Consider the following 23,255-nt stretch of genomic DNA (forward strand, 5'->3'; position numbering starts at 1 on the left):
CTGATTGAGACGGCTTTTTGTTTAGATAAACGTGTCTTGTTGTTGCAGCGGAAGCGTCACGATGAAAGTGGCGCCCTCTCCGGGATTTGCCTTTGCCACGATGCTGCCACCGTGCCGTTCGACTATTTTTTTGCAAAGTGATAAGCCCAGGCCGGTCCCTTCGTATTTGTCTTTGGGGTTCAGGCGGGTAAAGGTTTCGAAAATCCGCGATGCCTGTTCCGGTTCAAAGCCGATGCCGTTGTCTTTGAGGATGATTTGTGCGTAGCCCTTGTCTTGTATGCTATGTGTTTCAGATGATAATACTATTCGTGGTGGCACATCAGTCCGGGCAAATTTGACCGAATTGTTGATGAGGTTGTAGAAAAGCTGATACAGCAATACCTGTGCGCCGTCGACAGTAGGTAAATCATTGAACTGGATTTTCCCGCCGGCCTTTTGTAAAGATACTTCGAGGTCGGTTTCTATATGCCGCAGCACTTCGTTAAGGTCAACAGGTTCCGGGGATTGTACGGCCGCATTGGTCGTGGAGTAGGCCAGGACACCGTCTATCATTGTGAACATACGGTCGGTGGCCACATTGATTTTTTCGATGAATCCTTTTGACGGCGTATCGAGCGTGTCCTGCAACTGTTCTTCCAACCGGCTGGTGAACATTTTTATTTTGCGGATGGGTTCCTTGAGATCGTGGGAAGCGACGTGGGCGAATTGCTGCAGGTCTTCGTTGGATCGTTGTAATTCTTTGGTACGGTCGTTGACCAGTTGCTCAAGGGTTTCCGATAATTTGCGGTACCGGTTTTCGCTTTCTTCGAGTTTTTTGCGCGCCACCACCTGGGCAGTCACGTCTACGGCAACCTGGATCATCCCGATTATCTTTCCGTTCTCGGTAAGCGGACGGTAGGCGAGGTTGTAGTAATGGTCTTCCACATCGCCTCCACGGGTGTGGGGCACAAGAACCTCAGAATGGCCGAACGATATACCTTTCTGGTAAACCCCAAGGACTTGCTCCCATATATATTGCCCTTTGAGTTCCGGAAGGACGTCGATAAGCGGCATGCCTACAACTTCTTCCCCATGTCCTATCAATTGGAGCATAGGCTTGTTGATCTGTTCGATAACCAAATCGTCTCCCATCAGGACAAGCGTTGCCGCTGGCGTCTGGTCGATCATGGTTTTGAGCCTGGTTTCACCTTGCAATAATTTTTCTTCTACCTGTTTGATGTCGGTGATATCACGTGTGGTTCCTGCAATCGCTTCGACTTCGCCAGCTTCATTGAGCACCGGCACGAGGATATAGTCGTAGACACGGCTTCCCAATTCGGCATGAGGGAACGATACGGTACCGCGTATGGATTTCTTATGGGCGACGATGGCATCTATTTCGCGTTCGTGCATCAGCGCATGCCATTCTTCGTACCCATTCTCTCTTAGCCCTTTTCCAATGGCATCTTCGGCAGATTTGCCCCACATGGCAAGCAGGGCCTTATTCGCATAGGTAAAGTTGTAGGCCAGGTCGAATACATACACCAGGTCCGGGGTGTTGTTCGTGATGGAATCATAGAGGCGCTTTTGCTTCTCGGTGGTTTCCAAAGCGCTATGAAGCGCGATTTCGGCTTTTTTGTATTGTGAGATGTCTTCTATGGTGACAATCAGTAAATCACTATTCTTTACGGCCGTATACCGAAACCAGTTTTCCTGTCCGTCAGTACTGTAATGCCTTTCTATGGCAGCACTGTTGTCCGTCTCGAAAACCGTTATCAATTCGTTCAGGACGCCGGTATTTACTTTATCGAATATATCGGTGTAACGTTTGCCTTTATAGTCGGGGTCGCCAATACGGTCGAGCGTATATTTGTTGAGTAGCAGTATCGAGAAATCGGTGACTTTTCCGGCATCATCATAAACAGGCTGGAGTAAAGCGATGCCGTTCGAGGCAGCATCAAAAACAGTTTGGAAAAGATCTTTATTTTCGCGTAACTCCATTGTGGTATTTTATACGCCGAATTAAGTCTTGGCGTAAACTAAAATAATGAAATGATTCCAGTTTGGCAATGCCACGCAAAAGGAATCCGGACAAATTTGCAAATCGGATTTACCGAATCGTATCTTAGTATCACCCATGCCCCGACTTTCCGGACTTTTCCGACTTTCCAATCTCCCGATCTTTTGAACTTCCCCGTCTTTTCCGACTTTTCCGACTTCCCGATCTCCCGATCTCCCGAACTTCCGAACCCACAACCTCACAAACCCCAAACTTTTCCCTACCTTGTAACACAAATCAATCTCCCGCTACTAACGCCGCATGAGTGATCTTTTAGAGCAGTCGTTTGTAAAGCAGCTGCGCGAAAACCAGAACATCATCCACAAAATCTGCCGCCTCTACACGAACAACGAGGACGCGCACAAGGATTTGTTCCAGGAAATCACCATACAACTCTGGAAGGCATTCCCCAAGTTTCGGGGCGAAGCCAAATTCTCTACCTGGGCTTATCGCGTGGCGCTGAACACAGCCATCACGCTTTACCGCAAAAGCAAACGCTCCGTTGCTACGACCGAATATGAAGCCTCAAGGCACTTCATCAACCAGGACGATTACAATTATGAAGAAGAGGAACAAATCAAACTCATGTATCAGGCCGTATATCAGTTGAACGATATTGAAAAGGCGCTCGTATATATGTACCTCGAAGATAAAGATTACGCTGAGATTTCGCTGACACTCGGAATATCAGAAGTCAATGCCCGCGTCAAGATGAACCGCATCAAAGGAAAACTTAAAAAAATACTGAATCCGTAGTTATGGATGAACTGGATAAATTAAAAAAAGCATGGAACCGGGACGATGGGTTCACGCAGGTTTCCGAACAGGAAATCTACGGCATGCTGCATAAAAAATCGTCGTCCATCGTGAAGTGGATCCTGATTGTGAGCATTCTGGAAATCCTGTTCTGGACGGCTTTGAATTTTATCGGGAGCAGCGAAGATTATGTGATGGGAAAAGGACACGAAGGCCTGGCGTTTTGCATTGGCCTCATGGAAATCCTGCCTTATGTAGTCACGGTTTTCTTCATTTATCTGTTCTACCGGAATTTCCGCAGGATTTCAACCACGGCATCGGTAAGACAGCTTATGACCGATATTATCCGCACACGCAAAACGGTCAATTATTATGTATGGTGTAACCTCGCTATGGTTTTGGCATTGGTCATTATAGGATTCGAACGCGCGTTTGTCATCAATCCGGATGCGGTTGTCCTCAATGAGAAGATGCAGCAGGATGCATCGGTATTCGTCGTGATCATCGTTTGTATCGCGGTTTGTTCCCTTGTCATCGTGGGCGTTGCGTGGCTGTTTTATAAACTCATATACGGACTCATGCTGCGTCGCCTGATGGCCAATTACAAAGAACTTGAAAAGATGGATTTATGATGAAGAAACTGTGGTTATTGTCACTTTTTGTCGCGTCCGTAGTACAATCGCAGCCATTGGAAAAATCATTGCTGTGGAAGATTTCGGGCAACGGACTGACCAAGCCTTCGTATTTGTTCGGGACAATACACATGAGCTGTGAGGCGAACATAGACGGCCAACTCAAAAAAGCCCTCGACGATACCAATCAATTGTATCTGGAACTCGACCTAGACGATTCAGGCATGCAAGCCGGAATGATGCAGCATATGATGATGCCCGACGGAAAAAAGATGACCGATCTCGCCTCGCCCGAAGACATAAAAATCGTCGATGCTTTCCTCAGGGAAAAAGCCGGGATGGGAGTGGAGATGATGAATACCATAAAGCCTGTTTTCGTATCGATGCTCGCCATGCCGCAACTGCTCGATTGTCCGATGAAATCCATTGAACAGGAACTCATGAAGGCAAGCCAGGCGCAGAACGAACCTGTTTTCGGGTTGGAAGAAGTGGAAGACCAGATTGCGGCACTTGATGTAATGCCGCTTCAGGAACAGATGGATGAATTGGTCAAAGCGGCCAAAGGCGAGGATTCGGCAGACGGAAAAGAAGAGATCCGGAACCTGCTTGCCGTATATCTTACGGGGGATATTGAACTGTTGCTCAAACTGACCAAAAATTCCGATAGCGCACTGACCTCGAAATACGATAACGACCTGCTCGACAAACGCAATGTAAAATGGATCCCGAAAATTGGAGCGGCGGCTAAAGAGAAACCTACGCTGTTTGCGGTAGGAGCGGCTCATTTGGCTGGGGACAATGGAGTGATCAGGTTGTTAAGGAAAGCGGGGTTTTCGGTAGAAGCCGTCCGATAATTATTGGTTATTTCTATTTTTATTATTTATTCGGATTGCGCGTTGACGTGTAGTAATAAAAAATAAAAAGTAGAAATAAATAATACATACAGTCGTTATCATCAACAGCAATCTGTTTATAAAAAACGAAGGCTACCCAAAATGGCCCGTTAAAAAAAGCTGATTTTTGTTCTTTCCGAAATAATGTAAATAACCCAACAAGATTATATGCCGTTACTGACTTTATTGCTTCAAGCTGAAACTGTCCAGGACACTATCGCCGCCGCCAACACTGCCGCCGCTACGACAACCGCTGCCGTAACCGAGAAAGTTTCCTACCTGGAATTCGTCCTCAAAGGCGGAGCGATGATCTATCCTTTGATCTTATTGCTGTTCTTTTGCATCTACGTGATAATCGAACGCGCCATGACGATCCGCAAGCTAAGCAAACAAGATGCAAACCTGCTCAATGAAGTCAGGAGTCAATTGCGTGCCGGACGTATCGAAAATGCGGCTTTGGTATGTGCCCGTGAAGGCAACTCGAGTGCAGCCATCTTAAAAGCCGGGATCCAGACTATCGGACGCCCGATTTCGGAGATAGAATCCGTCATGGAAAAAACGGCGAATATCGAGATTGCCAAAATGGAAAAAGGGCTCGGGTATTTAGGGCTTATTTCAGGAGTTGCTCCAATCCTTGGGTTCATTGGGACGATTGCCGGGGTTATCAAGATCTTCCATTCGATTTCCACTACGGGTAATTTGAATATCCAGACTATTTCCGGCGGTTTGTATGAAAAGATGATTTCATCGGGAGCCGGACTTGTAGTAGGGGTAATCGCGTATTCCGGCTATCATCTGTACAACATGATGATCGATTCGTATACGGTCAAAGCCGAAGCCCAGACACTTGAACTCATTAACATAATCCAGTCTCCAGATGGCAATTAAAAGAAAAAGGCGTTTCCATCCGGAGTTGTTTTCGGCTTCGATGAGCGACATCATGTTCTTTTTGTTTTTGTTCTTCCTGATCATATCGACGCTTGCAAACCCTAACGTGATCAAGTTGACGCTTCCTAAAGCCGATTCGAACGAAACGACCAAAAAAGACCATTTGAGCTTGTCGGTTACGCCGGAACGAGAGTACTTCCTCAACCAGGATCCGGTGGATTTCGCGAATATCGAAACCGAACTCGCGGCCCGTACGGCGGCATCGGCAGATAAAACCGTAGTCATTAGGATCCCGGCCGATCTTCAGGTGCAGGATTTGGTAGATTTGATGCAGATTGGTGTCAAGCTCCGATTGAACTTCGTAATTGCGACGGCAAAATAATACTGAGGCGCACTATAGCTTCGTGACGTGCTGTGGGATGTATGGTTTTGTCTTGGTTTATCAGTGAAATCAGGCACTTTTTAGTCAAGGCAAACGGTAGTTCGCTATCAGGCTCTTGTTGATGGATTATCTGCAAAACAGCAGCAGCCTGAGCTGACATTGGCGGGGCTTTCAGTCGCCGGATTTTCGCTTTCACAATGATATATTAAAGGGCTGTCAGATAATCCAAAATAGTGTAAATTCGCAGCCTATGACCGAATTGGAATACCAGGAAATCAACGCGCTGCTAGCCGTTCCTAAAAAAATTGCCATTATCCCACACCGCTCGCCAGATGGTGACGCCATGGGTTCCACGCTTGCCATGTATCATTTCCTGAACAAACTGGGGCACGATGCTTTTGTCGTGGCCCCGAACGAGTTTCCTGATTTCCTGGCGTGGCTGCCCGGAAGTTCATCTGTCCTGATTTTTGAAAAGAACAAGGAATCGGTAGCGGCAGAACTGGAAAAAGCCGATATCGTATTTACGCTTGATTTCAATGCACTGCACCGTACCGGTGAAATGGAACATACGCTGGCCCGTCTGAAAGCACTTTTTATTATGATCGATCATCATCAATGGCCGAATGATTATGCAAAGTATACGTATTCCGACACGAATTTTGGCTCTACGTGTGAAATGGTGTATCATTTTATTAGCGGACTTAACCGACACGATGTGCTCGATACGACTATCGCTACCTGTATTTATTGCGGTATCGTAACGGATTCCGGATCGTTCCGCTTTCCATCGGTCACAAGCAATACACATAGGATAGTAGCCCACCTGATTGACCTCGGCGTGCAGAATGGTCAGGTACATTCCGATATTTACGACAGCAATTCATTCGAAAGCCGTCAGCTTCTTGGAAAGGCATTGGTGAACCTGGTGCTTTTACCCGGAGGAAAAGCAGCTTATATCACACTCACGCAGTCCGAACTTGATCAGTATCACTACATGAAAGGCGATACGGAAGGCATAGTCAATTACGGCCTCAGTATCAAAGGTGTCCAATTTGCGGCCATTTTCATCGAGAACCGCGACGAAGGATTGATAAAGGCATCGTTCCGTTCCAAAGGCGATTTTGATGTGAATGTTTTTGCGCGCAATCATTTCAACGGAGGCGGACACGTCAATGCGGCCGGAGGAAAGTCTCACGAAACCATGAGTGAAACCGTGCATAAGTTTGTCGGTCTCGTATCACAATTATCTTTGTAAAATGAAAATCAAACTACATATCGTCTGTGTCCTTTCGCTCGGTTTATTGGTTATGAACTGCGGAAATCCACAACCGCGCAGGCCGGTTTCACGTTCGGAAGGGACTTTTATGAAAGAATCGATAGAACGCAATAAAAAACTTGTTGCGGGTGAAGAGGACAAAATCGATTCCATCATCAAAAGCGATCCGAACCAAAAATACCTGGCCTCGAACAAAGGGTATTGGTATACGTACATAACACGTAATACGAAGGATACCTTGACGCCTAAAAAAGGAGATGTCGCGTATTTCGATTATGAATTGTCCGACCTTGACGGCAATGTGATCTATACACAGCTTGAACTCCGTCCGCAGGAATACCATGTAGACAAGGAGCAGGAAACCATGATGGGATTGCGCCATGGAATCAAACTCATGCGTAAGAATGAAACAGTCAAGTTTCTGTTTCCGTCGCATATGGGATACGGATATCGCGGCGACCACAGACGCATCGGCCACAACGAACCATTGATTTGCGTATTGACGCTCAACGATTTCAAACCGGAACAAACCAAAACAACTACAGAATAAGGATGAAACTAAAAGTAATGATACTTCTCGCCATTGGGGTGATGCTGACGGGATGTAAGAAAACAGAAGAGACAAGCGATCTCACCGATGGCCTGTACGCCGTGATAGAAACGCCAAAAGGCCCGATTACGGTACAGCTTGAATATAAGAAAACGCCTGTCACCGTAGCCAATTTTGTGACGCTTGCCGAGGGGAAAAACAAATACGTCCTTGAGAAATATCGTGACAAGCCTTTTTACGACAACCTCAAATGGCATAGGGTTTTGGCCAATTTCATGATACAGGGAGGCGATCCCGAAGGAACCGGTTCAGGAGATACAGGCTACAAATTCAAGGATGAGTTTACCGATCTTAAACACGACAAGCCAGGTATCATTTCCATGGCGAACTCAGGGCCCGGAACAAACAGCAGCCAGTTTTTCATTACTCATGTGCCTACGCCTTGGCTCGACGGAAAGCACACCGCTTTTGGCCATGTCGTAAAAGGACAGGAAGTCGTGGACCAGATTGCACAGGATGATCCCATACAGTCGGTTAAGATAATCCGCGTGGGTGCCGATGCCAAGAAATTCGATGCGGTCAAGACTTTCGACGATTATTTTTCGGCCGATATCGCCAAACGCAAAAACAAAATGGATAGTTATGCGGCATTGCGGGCTAAGGCAACCAAATTGCCGTCAGGGCTTGAATATCTGATTGTCTCCAAAGGTTCGGGGGAAAAGCCGAAGCCTAAAGAAGCGGTCGCCATGAACTATGTCGGATACCTTGAAAATGGAAGTTTGTTCGACAGTAATATTGCCGATGCCGTCAAAGAATTCGATATGTACAATCCGGAAGTTGCGGCACAAGGCGGTTATTCGCCGGTGTCTTTCCCTTACGGACAACAAATGATACCGGGTTTTACAGAAGGCCTTAGCCTGATGGGTTATGGAGATAAGGCGGTGCTCTTCATTCCGTCAGGTCTGGGTTATGGGCCTGAAGGGCGAGGCGGTGTCATTCCTCCGAATTCGAATCTTATCTTCGAAGTGGAACTCGTAAAAGTACCTGGCCCGAAAACCAAATAATCAATAAACGCAAAGTCAAATCAACGTATAAATACATAAACAAAAATCAACAAATGAAACTAAAAGCTCTTTTTTTGCTGATGCTCGGAGTGGCAACCATGAACGGGCAAGCCAAGAAAACAACTGCTGCCAAAAAACCTGCTGCGACAACGTCGGCCGCTGCATCTGAAGGTATTTTTGCCGAAATGGAAACCTCAAAAGGAAAAATCCTGCTTCAGCTCGAGTACAAAGCAACACCTGTGACGGTAGCTAACTTTGTGTCTTTGGCCGAAGGGACAAATCCGCAGGTATCGGCACAATATAAAGGAAAGAAGTTCTATGACGGGCTTAAATTCCATCGTGTCATCAAGGACTTCATGATCCAGGGAGGCGATCCATTAGGGTCCGGACAAGGCGATCCGGGTTATAAATTCAAAGATGAAATCACCGATGCCAAGTTTGACAAGGCTGGAATCCTCGCCATGGCCAATGCGGGTCCGGGAACAAACGGAAGCCAGTTTTTCATCACTCATAAAGACACACCCTGGCTTAATGGAAAGCATACTATTTTTGGGTATGTCATCACCGGACAGGATGTCGTGAATGCGATTGCGCAGGATGATCAAATCCTTAAAGTGACTATCATCCGCAAAGGTGCCGATGCCAAGAAATTCGATGCCGCAAAAGTATTCGGCGATTATTTCGCAAACAAATCGGTAGAGGAAAAAGCAAAAATGGAAGCTGACGCAGCTGCCAAAAAAGTAGCAGATGAAAAACTTGCTGCCGCTGCCGCCGTCAAAAAGCCATATCTCGACAAACAGAAAGCTGCCGGAACCGCTACGCCTTCGGGTGTTGTATTTACGGTCATCAAAGGCGGAGGCGCAAAACCAGCCGATGGAACCGTAGTAAACTTGTACTACGCCGGATATCTTGAGAATGGAACGCTATTCGATAGTAATATCATAGATGTTTCCAAAGAATACGGAAAGTTTGACCAGCGTCGTTTGGACGGACATGGTTACGACCCGATTCCGTTCACGATTGGTTCACAAGGCAAGATGATTGCAGGTTTTACCGAAGCATTGTCACACATGGGTTTCAATGATAAAATCATCGCTTTCCTTCCGGCCAGCCAGGCATATGGGGAACGCGGTGCCGGAGGAGTCATTCCGCCGAATGCGAATATCATTTTTGAGATCGAGATGCTTGAGAAGAAGCCTTGATAGCATTCAAAATAATAAAAAACTCCCGCTTAAAACGGGAGTTTTTTTATTTTCAAAATCGTCGGCCGAGACTGACTTATTCCAAATTTCTCTCAGTAGCCAATCTTTTCAATTCGTTGCTTTTGACTTTATTCCTGCCTGCAATGGGTACATAAATCAACGGAAGGAAAGTCAATAGGCCAAAACCATTTTTGATAGTGCTGTATAGGCCAATGCCAATCAAAAGACCAATTAGCACGGCATCAAAAATAGCGGTGGATTTGCTTTTTTTCAGTTCTTGCAATACTTCTTCGTCTGTCAATCTGACGAGATCTTTTTTATTCATTCGGGATATGTATGATGGGGTTCTTTTTTCAAATTAAATATTCGGACAATTTATTTATCACAGCTTCGCCGCCCAGACAAATTCATCCCTTTCGATCACGGCTCCCAATTCCACTTTTACGATTACCCCGAACTCTTCCACGAGCATCAGCCAGTTGTCTTCGTTAAAGTGATTCTGTATACCTTCTTCCCATTCGGATTCCCAGGCCCGGAATTGTTTCTGGGGTAATTCATGTATAAGGTCAGCTGCGGATTTTCCTATAACGGGAATGCCTGATACTGTAGTTGCAATAGAACTGCTCACTACATATCCCAATCGGAAAGCTTCGTCCTCGTAAAAAGTAAGCGCCAGTTTTTGGCGGTTATACAGCCATATTTGGTTTTTGTCTTCGTCCGTGTATTTTCTGTCGGGATTGCCTAACAATGATTCTACCGTGGTTCGTATCATTCCAAAACGCAAATCGCCTATTCCTTTTTTGACCAGTAATTCCATTAATAGTTGGGTTGAAAATTTATGAGGGAAATTAAAAAATAAAAAGTTGATGTTATGTAGCTATCTTTTGGCCCTATGCCACAAACCAAGTTCGGGCATATATCGTATAAAAAAATACAAATACCATGATTCAGGATAAAGCCATACGTATTTTCCAAAAATAGTTTATCTGTAATGCAGGACAGCCCGAGGTCATTGAATTGGCCCGGGCTGTTTTTTTGTCTGATTATGATTTATAGCCCTTTATTTGGGTTCGGAAATCCAGCTGCTTCTTTAAAGCCTTTTCTTTTTCCGAGAATGTATCCAGCCATAAATAGCCCGGCTAGGACCGGACCTGCGCTGACGGCAAAAATTATGATCCACTCCATTGCTCCAATCTGTTCCATAATTTACGATTTAGTTATCTGGTTTTAAAAATAAAAAATATACAAACCAATAGTCTGGGAATAGCAGAAAGAAATCAATAATTGAATTCCCCGAAAGCGCTTTTTATAGTCAGCTTTTTGCCTTCGTACGCTTCGATACGGCCAACGATTTTGGCTTCCACACCAAACGATTCAGAAATCGAAATGATGTCTTGAGCCACGGCTTCCGGAACATAAATCTCCATTCTATGTCCGCAGTTGAACACTTGGTACATTTCGCGCCAATCTGTTTTGGACTGTTCCTGGATCAGTTTGAACAAAGGCGGTACATCGAACAAATTGTCTTTTATGACATGGACATTTTCTACAAAATGAAGTACTTTGGTTTGTCCGCCGCCGCTGCAATGCACCATGCCGTGGATATCTTCCGGGTAGAATTTGGAAAGTATTTTTTTGATGATAGGTGCATATGTCCGGGTTGGCGAAAGCACCAGTTTTCCGGCATCGATTGTTGATCCTTCTACGGAATCGGTCAGTTTGATCTGTCCCGAATAGACCAAATCTGAAGGAACGGCCGCGTCAAAAGTTTCCGGATATTTTTCGGCCAATTCTTTTGAAAATACATCGTGACGTGCCGAAGTCAGTCCGTTGCTTCCCATGCCACCGTTATATCCTTTTTCATAATGCGCCTGACCGTAGGAAGAAAGCCCGACGATTACATCACCCGGTCTGATTCTGGCATTGTCGATTACATTGCTGCGTTTCATTCGTGCCGTTACGGTAGAATCGACTATGATCGTCCGAACCAAATCACCCACATCGGCAGTTTCGCCTCCTGTGGAATGAATCGTAACCCCGAATTCTTTGAGTTCGGCAATGAGTTCTTCGGTTCCATTGATGATGGCCGAAAGCACTTCACCCGGAATCAGGTTTTTGTTGCGTCCGATGGTAGAAGACAGCATAATGTTATCGGTAGCCCCGACACACAGCAAATCGTCTATGTTCATAATAAGCGCATCCTGGGCAATGCCTTTCCAGACCGAAATATCTCCGGTTTCTTTCCAATAGGCATAAGCCAGGGATGACTTGGTTCCGGCTCCGTCTGCGTGCATGACCAGACAGAAGTTTTCATCGCCAGTCAAATAATCTGGGACGATTTTGCAGAATGCTTTTGGGAAAAGGCCTTTGTCGATGTTTTTGATGGCCGCGTGGACTTCCTGTTTTTCAGCAGAGACACCGCGTTGCGCATATCTTTTGGACGAATCACTCATGTTGTGTAGTTGAGCGGCAAAGATAGTTTTTTCAGATTCAAAACGGAAGCCGGAAAATAGCTGAAATCTCAAATCAAGGCTTCAAAAAATGAACTTCCGGAACGTAAGGTTGATTCGTGGCTCAACTACTTTTTTTGTTTTGGGTAACGAATGATGCCAGAACTGCTGGGTCGGCGGTTTCATGAGCAACAGACTGCCGTTTTGAAGATGCAATGAAACAGTCTCTTTGCTGGTTTTATGCCGGAATGAAAAATTGCGTCCGGCTCCAAGGCTCAACGAAACAATCGACGAATCTGCCGAAAGCGTCTTTTCATTATCGGAATGCCAGCCCATGCCGTCGTTTCCGTCGTGATAAAAATTGAGCAGGCAGGAATTGAACGACTCGCCTGAACGTTCTTCGGCAATCTGTTTCAGTTTCAATAAATCGTCTGTCCATGGCAATGCCACTTTGGTCGATCCGGAATAGGTGTATGCAAAGTCAGAATCACCGAACCAAGCTGTTTCGCGCCGCGTAATGTGTGTCTTGCCAAAAATGGTGACGCTGTCGTTTTGCCATGGGATTTCGTTAGTGAGGGTTTTCAAAAAAGTATCGGCCTCTGGTTCCGGAATGGCATTCGGAATGTAAAACGCGGCTCCGTCTTGCGGCAACAGATTTTGGAAATGGGACATTATCGACAAATTTTTGATTGGATTTCTTTAAATGAAAATGATTTGAGTGACTTTGTGAGATTTTGATAAATGTTATAAGATTCTGTAAATCAATTTTTTATGATTTTATTGTCAATTCTCCCAAACTCATTTTTGCCAAACGAAAATTAAGACTAATTTTGCGCATGCAACACAACGTCCTTATCCTTGATTTCGGTTCGCAATACACACAACTTATTGCGCGCCGCGTTCGCGAGTTGAACATCTTTTGCGAAATCTTCCCTTACAACAATTTTCCACAGGACCTTTCGTCTTTCAAAGCCGTGATCCTTTCGGGCAGTCCGTTTTCCACACGTGCCGACGATGCGCCTCACCCTGATTTATCACAGATTCGCGGAAAAATGCCTTTGCTTGCCGTTTGTTACGGAGCGCAATACCTGGCACATTTCGACGGTGGGGAAGTAGGTGCTTCGAGTACGCGCGAATACGGCAGGGCCAATTTGTCTTTCATAAAAGATGGCGAACCTTTCTTTGCAAACGTTCCGGCCAATTCACAGGTTTGGATGTCGCATTCAGATACGATCAAAAAGCTTCCTACAGGCGGTATCAGGCTCGCCAGCACGCATGATGTAGAAAATGCGGCCTATAAAATCGAAGGTGAAACGACTTACGCGATCCAGTTCCATCCGGAGGTTTATCATTCGACAGATGGAAAACAGATGCTTGAGAATTTCCTGGTCAACATTGCAGAAGTTCCCCAAAATTTTACTCCGAATGCATTTGTGGAAGAGATCGTTTCAGAGCTTCAGCAGAAGATCGGGGACGATAAAGTAGTGCTCGGATTGTCCGGCGGAGTCGATTCTACCGTTGCTGCGGTGTTACTAAACAAGGCGATTGGCAAGAACCTATATTGTATTTTCGTTAATAATGGCCTGTTGCGCAAGAACGAATTCGAGAGCGTCCTGCACCAATATAAAGACATGGGATTGAATGTAAAAGGTGTCGATGCATCGGACAGATTCCTCTCTCAACTCGCCGGAATAGACGATCCGGAAACCAAAAGAAAAACCATCGGACGGGTATTTATCGAGGTTTTTGATGACGAAGCACACTTGCTTACCGATGTTAAATTTCTGGCGCAAGGCACTATATATCCGGATGTTATCGAATCCGTTTCAGTCAAGGGGCCATCGGCTACCATCAAATCGCACCACAACGTGGGCGGGCTTCCAGACTTCATGAAGCTTCAGGTTGTAGAGCCGCTTCGCATGCTTTTTAAAGATGAGGTACGTCGTGTTGGAGCGACGCTTGGGATCGATCCGGAACTGTTAGGAAGACATCCATTTCCGGGGCCGGGATTGTCAATCAGGATTTTAGGTGATATAACAAAAGAAAAAGTTCGTATATTGCAGGATGTCGATGCAATCTTCATCGACGGTTTGAAATCATGGGGCTTATACGATAAGGTTTGGCAAGCGGGAGCAATCCTGCTTCCGGTAAACTCTGTTGGTGTAATGGGCGATGAACGTACATACGAAAAAGTAGTGGCGTTGCGAGCCGTTGAATCGACAGATGGAATGACCGCCGACTGGGTTCATTTGCCATATGATTTCTTAATGAAGATTTCGAATGAGATCATCAATAAAGTAAAAGGAGTGAACCGCGTGGTGTATGACATCAGTTCCAAACCGCCGGCCACGATAGAATGGGAGTAACCCTAAACACCATAGTCTATGAAGAAGGTACTGGTAACATTGATTTTTTTAATTAGCGCTCAATTACTTTCTTCCCAAATCAGGAGCACGAGTCCTGCAGATGTGGATAAAGACATAGAAAAAGATGTCACTGTGGTAAGCCATACCGTTAAGATGGGGGAAACAGTAAAGCTTATTTCCAAGAAATATCTGGTCACGCCGCTTGCCATTTATAAACTTAATAAAGCTGCCGTAGACGGGGTTTCAGAAGGCATGGTACTTCAGATTCCGGTTCCGAATTCGCATAAATCTGGCAGTAAAAACGTTACAAATACAGAAAGTCCGGTTGCGGATTCAGGTACGAATGAAGTACATCATACGGTAAGCCCGGGTGAGACTTTGGCTTCCGTAGCCCGAAATTACGGCATCACAGTCGATGCTCTTAAAGCGGCCAATCCGCAGGCAGCAGACAGAAAGCTCCACGCAGACGAAACACTTGTAATACCATCTTCAGAAGGATTGATTCCTTCGAATGAAGGTGCGTCTATGGGTATTTCAGATTCTCCAAGCGACTATAAAGTGGAATCTGGCGATACGTTATCCGGGCTTGCACTAAAGTTCGGAACCAGTGCCGATGCTATCAAAGGCCTGAATCCAAAAGTTGCCAAACGGGGACTTCGCGCGGGTGAAACCATAAAAGTCAGGGCTGACTAAAACCTGTTAACATTTTTTGGATTATTCAAAAAGTTTGGACGGATTACCTGTATAATATCGTTTATCTTTGGGTTAAGAAATCCTGTTGACGTATGAAGTGTTTAGTATCGTTTGTGACGACCCTTTGTTTTTTTGTAGTATCGGCCCAAAACGACCAATACGTCAAGCACAAGGTCCAGAAATCGGAAACGGTCAATCAGGTCGCCCAGAAATATCACGTTACGCCAGCGGCCATCTACAGGCTCAATCCGGATGCTTACAATGGCCTGAAAGAAAATCAGGTGCTTTTGATTCCATCCTCTTCCCAAATTGCCGAAACGCCATCGGTACAAACCGAGAAACCTGCCGCGACTGCAGTGTCGGAATCCGGGTCAGCACAAGAACCTGGAACACATCTAGTAAAACAAGGCGAGACTTTATTCAGTATCGCCCGAAAATACAGTGTTTCCGTCGATGCCCTCAAAAAAGCAAACCCTATTGTAAACGACGGACTCAAAACCGGCCAGACACTTAAGATTCCAGGACTTGCTTCGGCTAAAGCGACTACTGCTACGCCAGCGGCACCTGTTGTCAAGGCAGAAAAACCGGTTGCTGCAAAATCATCGAATTCCCAGACACATATTGTCCAGCCCGGGGAGACCAAGTTTTCCATCGCAAAACGATACGGCATTTCCGTAGCCGAACTGGAAAAACAAAACCCGGCAATCAAGCCAGGCCTGCCTGCAGGCTATACGTTGCATGTGGTATCAGAAACCAAACCTGAAACCAGGAATGAAACAGTAGCTGAAAAACCGAAAGCGGTCACTACAACTATTGCCGAAACTCCCGTATCTGAAACCAACGAAGTCTCCAAAAGCATCAAAAAACAGGGGTATGCCAATTACGAGGTAAAACCTCAGGAAACCTTGTTCAGCCTTTCACAGATGTTCGGAATTACCCAAGATGAACTGATTGCTTTGAATCCAAACCTCAAAGACGGTGTACGGACTGGAATGATCCTTAAAGTTCCCGGTAAAGGCTCGATCAACATAACCCAGGAACGTGAATTTGCGGCACCGGTTTCGAGTTATAAAAATATGACGCGTAAAAAATTGGTACTTCTGTTGCCGTTCAATGCGTCTCGGATTACGGCAGATACCACTAACAATACGGCTTCGCGTTTAAAGAAAGACAGTTTCCTGAACCTGACGCTTGATTTTTACGCCGGTGCCCTGATGGCTATCGATTCGGCTAAGGCGCTTGGGATGAACCTTGATGTGCGGATTCTGGATTCGGAGGAAAGCAAATCCGGCTCGAGTGTTTTGAACCTGGCAAAGACCGACGATTTGAAGAATGCCGATGCGGTAATAGGGCCGTTCTACCAGCAACACGCCGAGAAACTTGCGGAAGCGCTTCCGACTACGGCCGTGATTTCGCCATTGTCAAAAGAATCGGGAAAGATGCTGCCGAATTTGTTCCAGGCGATGCCGTCGGAGCAAGTAACCAAAAAGGTAATGCTTGATTTCCTGAATTCAAAGAATGCGAACGTTATTGTGGTTAACGATCCGAAACGCGCGAGCAACCGTGAATTCATTACGGCCAATTATCCGGCTTTCCGGTTTGTGGAAGTCGACGCTTCGGGTTCGGTGAATGCCGATAAGGTCAAAGCCATGCTCAAAAAAGGTGTCACCAATTACATTATACTGGATACGGAACGCACGGGAATGATACTTTCTGCGACCAATGCTGTATTGACAGAAGTCGCGAATTTCCCGATACAACTCGTTATCATCGAACCGAACGATACGCTTGATTTCGAGGAAATTTCGATGAAAAGGCTCACAGTGCTCAAACTCGTCTATCCCTCTATGACACGCGATAATGATGAAGCCGCTGCTGTGATTTTCAGGAATGCGTACAAAGAAAAGAACAAGGTTTTCCCAAGCATGTATGCCACGCGTGGATTCGATGTGACGTTTGACGCCATGATGCGGCTGGCTTCGGGAAAAACGTATGCCGATTCTGCGTTGGCAGATAAAACCCAACAGGCCGAAAGCAAATTCGACTATGTCAAAAACGGTGACGGTTTTGTGAACCAGGGCATTTATATACTACAATACAACGACGACCTTTCGGTCAAACCCGCTGAATAATGACTTCAAAAGTGACTTACCTGGGAGAACTCAGGACATCTTCCATCCATCAGGCTTCGGGAAGCGAGATTCTTTCCGATGCGCCAATCGACAACCACGGTAAAGGCGAGGCTTTTTCTCCGACAGATACAGTTGCGAATGCACTCGGAAGTTGCATACTGACCACAATGGCTATTAAGGCGAACCAACTGGAATTTAATATGGAAGGCGCATCGGCTGAAGTGACCAAAACCATGGCCGCCGATCCAAGACGTATTTCAAAAATCGAAGTCCGCATACAAATGCCGGCCGCAGACGAACGCACGCGTTTGGTTCTGGAGCGCGTTGCACATACGTGTCCGGTGCATTACAGTTTGCATCCGGATTTGGAGAAGGATGTTACGTTTACCTGGGGCTGATTATTATTTATTGATATTTTTATTGTTTATTCTGAAATCGCCAAGGCGAATATTAACTTAATTGAAAGACATCGGTCAGAATCATCAGGAGCTTATAAAACTGGCTCATGCCAAAATGCCTTTCGGGAAATACGAAGGGCGTTTTCTTATTGATTTGCCTGAATATTATGTTGTTTGGTATCACAGGACGGGTTTTCCGAAAGGGAAACTCGGGGAGCAGTTGCAACTGGTTTACGAATTAAAGTTGAACGGGCTCGAAGATTTGATCCGGAATGTAAAAAAGCAATATCCCCAAAAGCCCTGATGCAAATGCGTTTTCTGTTATTGTCTGCCATCTCAATCCTGACACTATTTTCGTGTTCACCCAAGGGAGAAATCAGGACTGTCCCCGGATGCAAATGCGAAATGTATGTTCCGGACGGATTAAAGGAAGTAAAGGCATTTTTTGGTTTCCAGCATCCTACAGCTGGTGTTGCCATAAAAGTCAGCAAGCAGCGAGGTGCTTTTTATGGACTTAGCCACGCCATTGATGCCAAGGTTTTAAAAGCTTCCGGAATGACCTTGATAAAGAAGGAAAAGGTGAAAGATTCAGATCAGGCTATGTATTTCTATTTATCCCAGGAATCTGGCGGAGTTACCTATCTGCAACACATGGTTTTGATTGGGGATAATGATAACACATACATTTTCAACGCGATCTTTCCGCAAAAGTTAGCCAAAGACTGGAGTGATGAATTGAAAAAAGCAGTCCTGAGTGCTTCCTGTAAAGATTTGGAGCATCTTGAAGAACCCCCGCCGGTAAAACAGAGGCCGGTTGTCAATAGCCCCGATGGGAGCGGTTAGCTTGCCGCATTGGACGTCCAAGGTTTTGCCGTGTTGGCAGAACGACCAACGGAAGTTCCTGCCGGCGCATGTAAAACCAGACGTTCAAAAGGCAACTAAAAGCGGGCAGCGGGAATAGCTCCTTAAAAATCAAAAATCTATTATTTACCTCGATTTATAATCGTATTTTTGCCGCGTTTTTAAAACAACAACACAACTTCCAAAGCATACGATGAATCAGACCAAGTATATTTTTGTTACCGGCGGTGTAACATCTTCCCTAGGGAAAGGAATCATTGCCGCATCATTGGCAAAACTATTACAGGCCCGCGGCTACCGCACCACAATCCAGAAATTTGACCCGTATATCAACGTCGATCCCGGAACACTGAATCCGTACGAACACGGCGAATGTTATGTGACCGATGACGGAGCCGAAACGGATCTTGACCTTGGCCACTATGAGCGTTTCCTCAATGTTCCTACGTCTCAGGCGAATAATGTGACTACCGGACGTGTGTATCTTTCGGTTATCGAGAAGGAAAGACGCGGTGAATTCCTTGGTAAAACGGTCCAGGTCGTCCCTCATATCACCAACGAGATCAAGGAGCGCATGCAGTTACTTGGCGATTCGGGCAATTACGACATCGTGATTACGGAGATTGGCGGAACGGTGGGTGACATCGAGTCGCTTCCGTACATCGAATCGGTGCGCCAGCTGATTTGGGATTTGGGTGAGAACAACAGCATCGTGGTTCACCTGACGTTGGTTCCGTACCTTGCCGCTGCCGGTGAATTGAAGACGAAACCTACACAGCACTCGGTCAAGACATTGATGGAAAGCGGAATCAAAGCCGATATTCTGGTTTGCCGTACCGAACATGAGTTATCGAACGAACTGCGCCAGAAAATGGCCTCGTTCTGTAACGTAAAACGTGAAGCGGTAATACAGTCGATCGATGCGTCGACCATTTACGAAGTCCCGAACCTGATGCTTGAAGAAGGCCTTGACGTGGTCGCTCTCAAAAAACTGGCATTGCCCAAAAAGAATACGCCGGACCTTAAAAATTGGAATTTGTTCCTGCAACATCTCAAAAACCCGAAACACGTGGTGAACATTGGGTTGATTGGGAAATATGTGGAATTGCAGGATTCGTATAAATCGATTCTCGAGGCATTCATACATGCCGGTGCTGCCAATGAAACTAAAGTAAACGTGGTTTCGGTCCATTCGGAATATATTGACCGGAATAATGTTGCCGATAAACTCAAAGACCTCGACGGCGTTCTTGTTGCTCCGGGATTCGGGGAAAGAGGCATAGAAGGAAAAATAGAAGCCGTGCGTCATTGCCGTGAAAACAAGGTGCCATTCTTTGGGATTTGCCTCGGGATGCAGATGTCGGTAATCGAATATTCGAGAAATGTGCTCGGGCTTAAGGATGCGAATTCGACAGAAATGAACGAAGGTACTTCCAATCCGGTGATCGACCTGATGGAAGAGCAAAAAACCATTACCGAAAAAGGAGGAACGATGCGTCTCGGTGCCTGGAAATGCGACATCAAAAAAGGAACGCTTGCCCATAAAATATACAATTCAGAATCCATCATGGAACGTCATCGCCACCGTTATGAATACAATGGTGAATATGCAAAAGCGTTGCAGGAAGCGGGTCTGAAATCATCTGGCGTGAATCCGGATACAGGTTTGGTTGAGATTGTCGAGTTGGAGAATCATCCGTTTTTCATCGGCGTACAATACCATCCGGAATATAAGAGTACTGTGGCCAATCCGCACCCGCTGTTCGTGAGTTTCGTGGAAGCGACCGTGAAGGCCAAACAAAAATAAACCGCACAAAAGTGCATCACTAATGGAACAAAAGAAATTAGACTTAAGTACGATTATCGGTTTTGTGCTGATTTTCGGAATCGTCGCCTGGATGATGATCCAGAACCAACCGAGCAAAGAGGAGCTTGCCGCTGAAAAAGCAAAGAAAGAACAGGCTGAAAAAGCCAAACAGCAAAACGTTTTAAAGGCGGCCAAAACCGAAGCGGTTGAAATTGCAGCGCCTGGCGACACATCCCAACTCAAAGCCCTTCGTGGAAAATTGGGCGATTTTGCTTATTCTGCAACAATGCCGACTGCAAAAGAAGGCGTCACCGTTCTTGAAAATGATTTGGTCAAGCTTACCATTTCCAACAAAGGTGGCTACATCAAGGAAGCTACCCTCAAAAAATTCGAAAGGTTCAAAAAGAACTCAGGTGAATTGGTCGAGCTTGTCAATAAGAACAATGCCAGCCTGAACCTGAGCCTGAACACACGTGACAACCATGTGTTGCAGACACGCGATTTGTTCTTTGAACCGGTCGTGACCAAAATAGGCGACAGCCAGGTCGTAACCATGCGTCTTCATGCCGGACCGGATAAATTCCTCGAATATCGGTATGTGCTCAAAGCGGACGATTATATGCTCGATTTCGACGTTCGTTCCCAAGGACTTGCCGGTGTTTTGAACAATGCCAAACCGGTTGACATGAACTGGGATTTGAAGGCGTTCCGCAATGAGAAAAGTATCTCTTACGAAAACCGTTATGCCGAGATCCGTTATGATTATGAAGACGGGAAACACACGTACGTCGGACAAGGCAAAGATGCCAAAGAAACAGCCGAAGATGTCGCTTTCATTGCATATAAGCAACATTTCTTCGCATCGATACTTTTGACGAAAACACCGTTCAAGACGGTTGATTTTACCTCTAAAAATTTAGTCGACGACGAAAAGAAAGACACGGTTTTTACCAAGGCTTTCGGGTCGAAGATTCCGCTCGCGTTCAACAATGCAGGCGAGATTGACTACAAAATGAACTGGTATTACGGTCCGGCCGATTACAAGTTGCTTAAAAAATACGACCGTAACATTGAAGATATCATTCCGCTTGGCTGGGGAATTTTCGGCTGGATCAACAAGCTGATTTTTGTGCCGTTGTTCGGCTTTTTGAGCTCTTTCATAGCCTACGGAATTGCGATTATTTTGTTTACGCTTATCATCAAACTGGTGATGTCGCCAATTACCTATCGCTCGTTCCTGTCACAGGCCAAGATGAAAGTGCTTCGTCCGGAAATACAGGAAATCAACGCCAAGGAAAAAGATGCGGTGAAACGTCAGCAGGCGACTATGGCCTTGTACAATAAAGCAGGAGTTAATCCGCTTGCAGGTTGTATTCCGGCTTTGATTCAGTTGCCGTTCGTATATGCGTCGTTCCAGTTTTTCCCGTCGGCTATAGAGTTGAGACAGAAAAGTTTCCTTTGGGCAGACGACCTTTCGTCTTTTGACGAAGTGGCCAAATTGCCGTTCCGTATTCCGGTTTACGGCGACCACGTAAGCTTGTTCCCGATATTGGCCGCCATCGCGATTTTCTTCTACATGAAAATGACTTCAGGCGACCAGGCTATGTCACAGCCGACCCAGGAAGGCATGCCGGATATGAGTAAGGTAATGAAAATCATGATTTACCTGTCGCCGCTTATGATGTTGTTGTTTTTCAACAATTACGGTTCAGGTCTTTCGCTGTACAACTTCATTTCGAACTTAGTCACCATTGGAATCATGTTCGTCATCAAGCGCTATGTAGTCGATGAACAGAAAATCCATGCCCAGATTCAGGAGAACAAGAAAAAGGAAAAACCTCAGGGTAAATTCCAGAAGAAGATGCAGGAGATGATGGAGCAGGCGGAGGCGCAGAAGAAACTTAAAAAGTAAATTTGAAAATTGGATAATTTGAAAATTTGAAGATTTGAAGATGTCTTTGAAGCTTGATTAAAGTACTTTCTATTTTTATATTCGGCGGCAGAGTTCTCAAATTAAGAATTGATTTTGATTCACATTTTCATTTCCAAATTTTCAAATTATGAAAATCGCCATCCTCGGTTACGGCAATATGGGAAAAACCTATGCCCAGAGTTTCATCAACTCCGGGGTGGTCAAACCTGCCGACGTTTTTGTGTTGTGCAAACGTCCACCGCTAATTATCAATAACACCATTCCGTTCGAGAATTTTTCGACGAATTCATCGGAAGTTATTCCAAATGCAGATGTGATTATCTTATCTGTCAAACCACAGGATTTTCCGGAACTCGCGAAAAGCATCAGCGGGAAATTCAATGATAATCAGCTTGTATTATCTGTTATGGCGGGAGTGAAGATGGCCTCGATTGCATTATCGACGGGCGCATCTAAAATCGTCCGCAGCATGCCGAACGTCGCTTCGCAGATTGGAATGGGAATGACGGTTTTTTCGGCATCGGGGAACATCGGCATGGAAAATCTTATGATTGTCCAGAATCTGCTAAATACCACCGGAAAATCGCTTTATGTTTCCGACGAAGACAAAATAGATGCAGCCACCGCGGTCTCAGGAAGCGGGCCGGCTTACGTCTTTTACTTTATGGAAGCCATGATGCAGGCCGCCCAAAAACTCGGTTTTACGGAATCTGAAGCCGAAACTTTGGTAGGACAGACGTTCATGGGCGCAATAAATTTACAAAACGGAAGTTCTTTAAACGGACGCGAACTGATTGCCAAAGTCGCATCGAAAGGTGGCACGACAGAACGGGCGCTGGCAGTGATGGACAATGCATCGGTTACGGAAATCGTTTCAAAAGCCATAAACGCCGCAAACCAACGCGCCAGAGAACTCGGATCCTAATCGAAACTT

The 23,255-nt window shown here is 45.7% G+C and carries 24 protein-coding genes; 18 read left to right on the plus strand and 6 right to left on the minus strand.

Annotation, left to right across the window (positions count from 1 at the left end; genetic code table 11):
- Positions 1-21 precede the first annotated feature (21 nt).
- On the minus strand, positions 22-1,980 hold the full coding sequence (locus G6047_RS07420) for a PAS domain-containing sensor histidine kinase (RefSeq protein ID WP_169526911.1): 1,959 nt from the start codon (positions 1,978-1,980) through the stop codon (positions 22-24).
- Between the two features lie 319 nt (positions 1,981-2,299).
- On the opposite strand from G6047_RS07420, the gene G6047_RS07425 reads away from it, so the two are divergent.
- The 9 genes from G6047_RS07425 (at position 2,300) to G6047_RS07465 (ending at position 9,681) form a co-directional block, all read left to right on the plus strand.
- Complete coding sequence (locus tag G6047_RS07425) at positions 2,300-2,794, plus strand: RNA polymerase sigma factor (RefSeq protein ID WP_169526912.1); 495 nt, start codon at positions 2,300-2,302, stop codon at positions 2,792-2,794.
- 2 nt (positions 2,795-2,796) lie between these two features.
- Positions 2,797-3,426 (plus strand): hypothetical protein, encoded by a 630-nt coding sequence (locus G6047_RS07430; protein ID WP_169526913.1) that lies wholly within the window; start codon positions 2,797-2,799, stop codon positions 3,424-3,426.
- The gene (locus G6047_RS07435; RefSeq protein WP_235946512.1) at positions 3,423-4,280 is read left to right on the plus strand and encodes a TraB/GumN family protein; all 858 of its coding nucleotides are present in this window, start codon (positions 3,423-3,425) and stop codon (positions 4,278-4,280) included. The genes G6047_RS07430 and G6047_RS07435 overlap by 4 nt, the downstream gene beginning before the upstream one ends.
- Before the next feature lie 207 nt (positions 4,281-4,487).
- A complete protein-coding gene (locus G6047_RS07440; protein ID WP_169526915.1) occupies positions 4,488-5,207 on the plus strand; it encodes a MotA/TolQ/ExbB proton channel family protein in 720 nt (239 codons plus the stop codon).
- Positions 5,197-5,589, plus strand: a complete 393-nt coding sequence (locus tag G6047_RS07445) for an ExbD/TolR family protein (RefSeq protein ID WP_169526917.1) — start codon at positions 5,197-5,199, stop codon at positions 5,587-5,589. Before G6047_RS07440 ends, G6047_RS07445 begins: the two co-directional genes overlap by 11 nt.
- Before the next feature lie 250 nt (positions 5,590-5,839).
- Positions 5,840-6,844, plus strand: coding sequence for a DHH family phosphoesterase (locus G6047_RS07450; RefSeq protein WP_169526919.1), 1,005 nt, complete (start codon positions 5,840-5,842; stop codon positions 6,842-6,844).
- Between the two features lies 1 nt (position 6,845).
- Complete coding sequence (gene gldI, locus G6047_RS07455) at positions 6,846-7,415, plus strand: gliding motility-associated peptidyl-prolyl isomerase GldI (protein ID WP_169526921.1); 570 nt, start codon at positions 6,846-6,848, stop codon at positions 7,413-7,415.
- Positions 7,416-7,417: 2 nt separating this feature from the next.
- Complete coding sequence (locus G6047_RS07460) at positions 7,418-8,479, plus strand: peptidylprolyl isomerase (protein WP_169526922.1); 1,062 nt, start codon at positions 7,418-7,420, stop codon at positions 8,477-8,479.
- 53 nt (positions 8,480-8,532) lie between these two features.
- A complete protein-coding gene (locus G6047_RS07465; RefSeq protein ID WP_169526924.1) occupies positions 8,533-9,681 on the plus strand; it encodes a peptidylprolyl isomerase in 1,149 nt (382 codons plus the stop codon).
- Between the two features lie 76 nt (positions 9,682-9,757).
- Here G6047_RS07465 and G6047_RS07470 read toward each other — a convergent pair whose 3' ends face one another.
- The 5 genes from G6047_RS07470 to G6047_RS07490 all read right to left on the minus strand — a co-directional run bounded on the left by G6047_RS07470 (position 9,758) and on the right by G6047_RS07490 (position 12,803).
- Complete coding sequence (locus G6047_RS07470; protein ID WP_169526926.1) at positions 9,758-10,006, minus strand: FUSC family protein; 249 nt, start codon at positions 10,004-10,006, stop codon at positions 9,758-9,760.
- Positions 10,007-10,063: 57 nt separating this feature from the next.
- Positions 10,064-10,498, minus strand: coding sequence for a hypothetical protein (locus G6047_RS07475; RefSeq protein ID WP_169526928.1), 435 nt, complete (start codon positions 10,496-10,498; stop codon positions 10,064-10,066).
- 233 nt (positions 10,499-10,731) lie between these two features.
- Positions 10,732-10,884, minus strand: coding sequence for a hypothetical protein (locus tag G6047_RS07480; RefSeq protein WP_169526930.1), 153 nt, complete (start codon positions 10,882-10,884; stop codon positions 10,732-10,734).
- A 74-nt stretch (positions 10,885-10,958) separates the two neighbouring features.
- Complete coding sequence (locus G6047_RS07485) at positions 10,959-12,134, minus strand: AIR synthase related protein (protein ID WP_169526932.1); 1,176 nt, start codon at positions 12,132-12,134, stop codon at positions 10,959-10,961.
- 81 nt (positions 12,135-12,215) lie between these two features.
- Positions 12,216-12,803, minus strand: a complete 588-nt coding sequence (locus tag G6047_RS07490; protein ID WP_169526934.1) for an alpha-ketoglutarate-dependent dioxygenase AlkB family protein — start codon at positions 12,801-12,803, stop codon at positions 12,216-12,218.
- Positions 12,804-12,967: 164 nt separating this feature from the next.
- Here G6047_RS07490 and guaA point away from each other — a divergent pair, with 164 nt between their 5' ends.
- From guaA to proC, 9 genes are all read left to right on the plus strand, one after another.
- Positions 12,968-14,497 (plus strand): glutamine-hydrolyzing GMP synthase, encoded by a 1,530-nt coding sequence (gene guaA, locus G6047_RS07495; protein ID WP_169526936.1) that lies wholly within the window; start codon positions 12,968-12,970, stop codon positions 14,495-14,497.
- Between the two features lie 18 nt (positions 14,498-14,515).
- A complete protein-coding gene (locus G6047_RS07500; RefSeq protein ID WP_169526937.1) occupies positions 14,516-15,190 on the plus strand; it encodes a muramidase family protein in 675 nt (224 codons plus the stop codon).
- Positions 15,191-15,282: 92 nt separating this feature from the next.
- Positions 15,283-17,322: a PBP1 and LysM peptidoglycan-binding domain-containing protein gene (locus tag G6047_RS07505; protein WP_169526939.1), complete on the plus strand. Its 2,040-nt coding sequence runs from the start codon at positions 15,283-15,285 to the stop codon at positions 17,320-17,322.
- The gene (locus G6047_RS07510) at positions 17,322-17,720 is read left to right on the plus strand and encodes an OsmC family protein (protein ID WP_169526941.1); all 399 of its coding nucleotides are present in this window, start codon (positions 17,322-17,324) and stop codon (positions 17,718-17,720) included. Before G6047_RS07505 ends, G6047_RS07510 begins: the two co-directional genes overlap by 1 nt.
- A 70-nt stretch (positions 17,721-17,790) precedes the next feature.
- Entirely contained in the window at positions 17,791-18,024 is a 234-nt protein-coding gene (locus G6047_RS07515) for a DUF3820 family protein (protein ID WP_169527106.1), read from the plus strand.
- A 5-nt stretch (positions 18,025-18,029) separates the two neighbouring features.
- Positions 18,030-18,563 carry a hypothetical protein gene (locus G6047_RS07520; RefSeq protein ID WP_169526943.1) on the plus strand — a complete coding sequence of 178 codons (534 nt, stop codon included), beginning with the start codon at positions 18,030-18,032 and terminating at the stop codon, positions 18,561-18,563.
- A 211-nt stretch (positions 18,564-18,774) separates the two neighbouring features.
- Entirely contained in the window at positions 18,775-20,388 is a 1,614-nt protein-coding gene (locus G6047_RS07525; RefSeq protein ID WP_169526945.1) for a CTP synthase, read from the plus strand.
- Positions 20,389-20,410: 22 nt separating this feature from the next.
- Positions 20,411-22,300, plus strand: coding sequence for a membrane protein insertase YidC (gene yidC, locus G6047_RS07530; protein ID WP_169526947.1), 1,890 nt, complete (start codon positions 20,411-20,413; stop codon positions 22,298-22,300).
- A gap of 148 nt (positions 22,301-22,448) precedes the next feature.
- On the plus strand, positions 22,449-23,246 hold the full coding sequence (proC, locus tag G6047_RS07535) for a pyrroline-5-carboxylate reductase (protein WP_169526949.1): 798 nt from the start codon (positions 22,449-22,451) through the stop codon (positions 23,244-23,246).
- The last annotated feature ends 9 nt before the right edge of the window (positions 23,247-23,255 follow it).

The sequence above is a fragment of the Flavobacterium silvaticum genome (assembly GCF_012911565.1).
Classification (GTDB): domain Bacteria; phylum Bacteroidota; class Bacteroidia; order Flavobacteriales; family Flavobacteriaceae; genus Flavobacterium; species Flavobacterium silvaticum.